Origin of the sequence: Pseudomonas sp. TYF_14 (assembly GCF_043105275.1) — a bacterium.
GTDB lineage: Bacteria > Pseudomonadota > Gammaproteobacteria > Pseudomonadales > Pseudomonadaceae > Aquipseudomonas > Aquipseudomonas alloputida.
In genome coordinates this window covers 1-3,985 of the sequence record NZ_JBICLK010000043.1, presented here as the reverse complement: position 1 = coordinate 3,985, position 3,985 = coordinate 1, and the positions used below count along the sequence as shown (strand labels likewise).

The 3,985-nt window shown below is 60.2% G+C and carries 3 protein-coding genes; all 3 read right to left on the bottom strand.

From position 1 onward, the window contains the following. The coding region (locus ACF8O8_RS12870) for a PAAR domain-containing protein (protein ID WP_392509792.1) at window positions 1–2,419 on the bottom strand (2,419 nt) is incomplete at its 3' end. Between the two features lie 53 nt (window positions 2,420–2,472). After that, window positions 2,473–2,904 carry a DcrB-related protein gene (locus ACF8O8_RS12865; RefSeq protein WP_392509791.1) on the bottom strand — a complete coding sequence of 144 codons (432 nt, stop codon included), beginning with the start codon at window positions 2,902–2,904 and terminating at the stop codon, window positions 2,473–2,475. Between the two features lie 46 nt (window positions 2,905–2,950). Next, on the bottom strand, window positions 2,951–3,985 hold a 1,035-nt coding region (locus ACF8O8_RS12860; RefSeq protein WP_392509790.1), incomplete at its 5' end, for a type VI secretion system Vgr family protein.

Genomic DNA, 3,985 nt, shown 5'->3' with positions numbered 1-3,985 from the left:
TATAGCGCGTCAGTTGACCAGCGACATCAATTTCATAACGATCAATGCGACCGTCCGGGCGTTCGCTTTCGACCAGATAACCACGTGCGTCGTAGCGGAAGTGGGTGTGTTCACCCCGGGCATTGATGCTTTCGCGCAAGCGGCCATGGGCGTCGTAGTGATACAGCGTCTGGGCATTGCTGCAGTCGCGGTAGCTGAGCAACTGACCGCACGTGTTCCAGCTCAGGTACTTGCTCTTTTCGAGGGCATCGGTGACCTGGGTAACACGGCCTTCCGGGTCGTATTGGTACTGTGTCTCGCGCCCCAGCGGGTCCTGCTGCCAGAGCAGATTGCCGTGGCTGTCGTAGCCGTATTGCCGAGTCCGTCCGGCTGTATCGGTGACCTGGATGGGTAGCGCCCAATGTCGTAGGTATTTGATGTGTTCGCTGCGGCCGAGGGGATCGCGGGTTTCGATCAGGCGGCCGATATCGTCGTAGCTGTAGCGCCATTCGCCTCCTTGCGGGTCGATGCGCTTGATCAACTGTCCGGCGATCACTTCCGCCAGCCAGCAGTTGCCCTGAGGGTCGATGTGCTTATAGACCTCGTACAGTGGCCCCCAGTAGTAGTGATCACGGCGGCCGAGGTTGTCCGTGACGAGGGTTTCACCGGCTTCCAGGTTGTACTCGAACCGGTACTCTTCACCATCGCTGCCCCAGTGGCGAATCACCCGCCACTCGTGATCGGGTTGGGGCTCCAGCAGTGGAGGCAAGCGGTAGGGTGTACCGTCCAGGCGCTTGGGGGCAGGGCGCGTTTCAGGAATGGCGAAGCGCGCCCATTCGTATTCGCGGACAGCACCGCTAGCCAGTTGATGGCTATTGAGATAGCCCTCGGGGGTGTAAGTGAAGCGGCGGACTCGTTGATCCGTCGCATCCAATACCTCATGCAGTTGCCCGTTGTCGGTGTAGCGATAGCTGACCAGCAGTTCGCTGTGTTCTACCGTCGGTGTTCCACCGTTATTCAGGAACACCCGTGATACCTCACTGACACGCTGGGGATGCCTGGCGGCATAGTGAAGCTGCACGACCGTTTGGCCGTACTTGTCATAGAGGGCTTTCAGGCGCCCTTGTTCGTCGTACAGCAGGTCGAGGCAATTGAGATTGCGGTCGCCGAGCCTGATGAGCCGTGAGCGTTTCGGATTCAGCGGGTCGGTATCGAAGACCCGATAAAGCCCTTCATTGATATCTTCGACAACGGTCTGGCCGTCCTCCAGCTGGAAGAAGGCCAAGCCGTCCACGGCACTGATGAAGGCATCACCGGCACTGAGGCGGCCCAGTTCCAGTCGGTTACCGTCGTTGTCGATGTAGATCCAAAGCGTACCGCCTTGAGGATGTGGGACGCGGGCCAGCTCCACTTCATAGGGGACACTCCAACCCATCCCCAGTAGACCGTCGCTGCGCATGTCCCTGCTGTCGTAGCGCCGTGCCCATTGGATGCCCAGCAAGCCTGGGAGATTGAAATCGATGTCCTCCGGCCCCTCCTGCAGCTTGCTCCCTGTGGCAACGGCAACCGGGTTACCTAATGTGCACCCTTTGATGCGGCCAAACCTTCGGGAGATAAGCATCCCCGCAATGATCCCGGTAAACATCGCAATCTTGCTCTTGCCGTTGCGAATGTCCCGGACCGTCGCCGTACCGCCACCCATGCGCACATTGGGCGATACGTTTTCATTCACATCAATCGTGGCATCGCAGGTGGTCTTGTCACCTGAACGCGCTGCGGGTTGGCCATTGATGAATACCTTGTCCGAGCCTTGCGCAATGAAGGTGTCGGGCAGGGGCGGGTGGCGCGAACAGCTGATCTTGTCTCCTTCAGCGGGCTCCGAGCCTGGGTCGGCCGGTGTGGTCACGGGCGAGTTGAAGATGTCACGTATGGCCATCCCCAGCCCCACGAACGGGACGAGATAAGGCACCGCAGCCATGGCCATGGAACCGACGTTCTCCAGGATGGACGGTTCCTGTTGTTCAGTATCGGCTGCGCCGCCCCCCGGTGGGCCAGTGATGCCGGCCGCGCGCGCAGCGGGCTCACTGTTAATGAGCACATTGGTTGACCCACTCTCGATTTTTCCGTAGGTATCGGGCGAGTCCACGCTGTTGCCAAGGCTGTCGCAAAAGCTGGAGATGGCGTCGCCGACAGTCTGGTCTTCGCCGACGGAAAGGGTGCTCATTGCGCCGACTGCCACACCCGCGACGGCGGCGATGGCGACGCCAGCCGCACCGCCAGTGGCTACGGTGCCAACCACGGCCAAGCTGATGGCTGCGGCGACGGCTGCGGTGGCCGCTGCATAGACAACGGCCTCGGCAACTGCGCTGATCATTTCAGCGGCAAGCGATGGATGAAGAATTGCGTCGCCCATTCGGGCGGCGTGAACGGTCTGCGCCATTGGCGGTAAGCTCCTAGCAATCCGAAAGTCCTTGTCCTGGGGCGTGGAGAGGCTCAGGCAAATCGGAGCTCGTCTTTAAGCGCGCGCCAGTGGCTGATATCGTCGTCACTCAAAGGCCCAGGCTTGCTGTAGTTGAGCACCAGCATCCGTTGCTGCCCCGGTATCAGGCAGGCTGCCTGAAGCTGGTAGTGGGGCTTGTCGCCGACCATGAACTGGATGGCCATTTCCCGACTGTCGACGGGATGCTCATTGCTTCCAAGGCGGGTCACTTTCGCGGGCGTAATAGTCAGCGCCTTTGACTTCTTCCGTAATACGTTCAGTTGCTCCTCCAAGGCCTCATCCAGGGTCTTGGTGGTTGCAACAGGGCTGCGAGCGATCACCAACGTGGTTTGTCTGTTGGGGAAGCGCAGCATGTTCAGCGTCAAGTCCTCGGGGGCTTCATCACCCAGATCGAGAATTACATCGTGCGTCAGGTATTGGGTCATCTCGGGTAGTCCTTTTCGAGTTCAGTGCAGGGTGGCTGTGCGAGCGCTAGTCGAAATGCCCATCCACGTCAGCCTTGAGTGAATCGCTGTCGCGCCCGTTCGCGCCCGCGCCCGACGAACCACCCGTTGGGTTGAGGTCGAGCTTTGCCGCCAGGGTGTTGATCTGCCCGGTCTGCTGTGCGGTGAAGTTGAAGGTCTCGCAGGTGATGTTCAGCGTGCCATTGGCATGCATTTCGATAAGGGTCTTGCCGCACTTGAGGCGTAGCGTGTTGCCCGCTTCGACTTCGTAGTCGCCTGCGATGAGGTCGTTTTTGCCACCCCCCACTTTCAAGGTGTCGTTGGCCTTGACGACGCGCAGACGATTGCGGCCAATGGCGACCGATTCGTCCTGGCCAATCTGTTGGGTGCGATCGACGCCCACAGAGAGGGACTGGTTGTGTTTGACCAGAGTGTTCTGATCTCTCTGGGCATGGATGAACACTTCCTCCTTGCCCAGCTCATCCTCGAAACGCAGCTCGTTGAAACCTTCCCCCTTGTGGGTCTGGCTCTTGATGGTCATGCGTGTTTTGTGATCGGGCAGATCGTAAGGCGGCAGTTGGTCACCGCAGTAAGTGCGCCCGGTGATCATCGGCTGGTCGGGGTCGCCGTTGACGTAATGGATGATCACGTCCTGGCCGATCCGAGGGATGGCCATCGAGCCCCAGCTGCCCCCCGCCCAGCCTTGAGACACCCGCAGCCAGCACGAACTGAACTCGTTGTTCTGGCTTTCGCGGTCCCAGGGGAAACTGACTTTTACCCGGCCCCATTCATCGCAGTAGATTTCCTCGCCAGGCGGGCCGACGACGGTGGCCATGTGCGGCCCGTCGATTCGTGGTTTTTTCAATGGCGCAGGGCGCCATTCGGTCCGACCGGGGACCAGCACTGCGGTCTGCTCGTAGCGCGTGCTTACATCGGCGCCGGCGGCTTCTTCCTGCAGGCTGGTGAACTGGTGGCCTTTATGGGTAACCGTGTTGACCCGCCAATGCGCATTGAGGTCGTCACGTGGGTGACCGGTCAGGGTGAAACTGAGCCCCGGTTGCAG